Raw genomic sequence first — 1558 nt, 5'->3', positions numbered from 1 at the left:
GGCCTCGGCGGTCGCCTCAAGCGCGGCGATCTCGCCGGCCATGGGCTCCAGCAGCGCCGAGAGCAGGCTCGCGTCACTGCGGCGCGGCCAGATCCAGCCGCCCGGCAGCAGCGAGAGCATCTCCTCGTGCACGGCGGCGGCGCTGCGGCTCATGACGGCACCACCCAGGAGATGGCGCCCGGCACCGGCAGCTCTGTGCGCGCCGGGATGATGTCCGAGGTGGGCGACATGATCTCGTGCCGATACTCGCCCACGGCGGCCGAGATGGCCTCGGAAAGGCGCGAGCGATAGATGCGCCCGCCGATGGTCGCCTCGCGCGCGAAAAAGCTGGCGCGCGCCGCTTCGACCGCCGTCCTGACCCGCGCCTCATAGGGATCGATCATCAGCGTGAGCGGCGTCGGCAGCAGCGCGGCAGCCAGCACATGCACCTCGGCGGTGACGGGGCGCTGGATCTCCAGCTCGGCGGCCATGGCGGCGATCTCGGTGGACGTCGGCGGACGCGGCAGCGCGGCCGAGCCCATGGCCGCGACCACGCCGACGGTGCCGGCGCCGACCCAGTTCGGGATGCACGCCACCTGGACGGCGGGAAATTTATTCTGGATCCAACGCGGATAATCGAATCGCGCGCCGCCGTGCGCGGGCTCCTGGATCTCGGCCAGCAGCCGCTGCAGCAGGGAGGCGTCGCTCTCGATCTCCGCGCCGCCGGCGAGCCCCTCCGCATCGACCACCGCTTCCTGCGGATCGAGTCCCGTGACCAGCGCGAGCGGCGTCAGGCGCAGCCCGGCCGCCGCATTGCCGGCGATGCCGGCGGCGATCGCCCGCAGGCTGAGGGTGGCCGTGCCCGCGTCGGAGACGGTCGCGGGATTAAGCACCTCATAGACCGCGCTGCCGGCGCCCTGCAGGCGCAGGCCGGACGGGATGAGCGTGCCGGCCGTGCCGGTGACGACGGCAAGCCCGATGGCCGGTGTCGCCGGCCGGCGCGTCACGCCCCAGATCGACGCATGCCGCTCCAGCTTCTCGCGCTCGGCGGTATCGGGAAAATACTGGTCGCCCCACCAGCGCAGATGCAGGTGCGCCTCGTACAGCTCCATCGCAAAAACGCGCAGGAGGATGGCGGCCATGCCACGGGGCGAGCGAACGGCACGGGCGACGGCGGCGGGCTCGGCGGCCGGCCGGGCGCGCAGGATGGCGGCCTCGGCGCGGCCTTCCAGGCGGCGGATCAGTTCGGCGGGCGATGGCAGGGGAAAGGGCATCAGGCCGCCTCCGCCCCGACGCGACGGGAAACGGCAATGGCGCGCCCGTCGACCCGCGCCCGCACGCCGAGCACTCCGGCCCGCACCCAGGCGACCTCGATTTCCGGCGCCGTGTTGGTCTCGCCCTCGACCCAGGCATAGGCCTCGCGGGTCCATTCCTCGCCCATCATGCGGGTGAGTTCGTTTTCCTTGGCGCGGTCCAGCAGCCACAGCCGCGAGCCGATCAGCCGCCCTTCGGCATCGAGCGCGTCGCCCGCCCAGCCCCGGCGCTCCACCAGGGAGGTGGGCTCGTTGAGTTCTGTGAC

Annotated in this window: 2 protein-coding genes; both read right to left on the bottom strand. The window is 72.8% G+C overall.

The annotated features are described in order from the left end of the window. Nucleotides 1-149: 149 nt before the first annotated feature. Nucleotides 150-1253 carry a baseplate J/gp47 family protein gene (locus V5F77_RS28740; protein WP_429008461.1) on the bottom strand — a complete coding sequence of 368 codons (1104 nt, stop codon included), beginning with the start codon at nucleotides 1251-1253 and terminating at the stop codon, nucleotides 150-152. Beyond that, nucleotides 1253-1558 (bottom strand): phage GP46 family protein (locus V5F77_RS28735; protein WP_429008460.1); only part of this gene is annotated, 306 nt, incomplete at its 5' end. The genes V5F77_RS28735 and V5F77_RS28740, both read right to left, overlap by 1 nt.

Source organism: Roseixanthobacter psychrophilus, assembly GCF_043195195.1.
Taxonomy (GTDB): domain Bacteria; phylum Pseudomonadota; class Alphaproteobacteria; order Rhizobiales; family Xanthobacteraceae; genus NCEH01.
Note: the sequence above shows the minus strand (reverse complement) of the source record. Positions and strands in the feature narration are given on the sequence as shown.

Bases quoted from the DNA above. Each gene is read 5' to 3' on its own strand.
- V5F77_RS28740 (WP_429008461.1), bottom strand. From the start codon at position 1,253: ATGCCCTTTCCCCTGCCATCGCCCGCCGAACTGATCCGCCGCCTGGAA.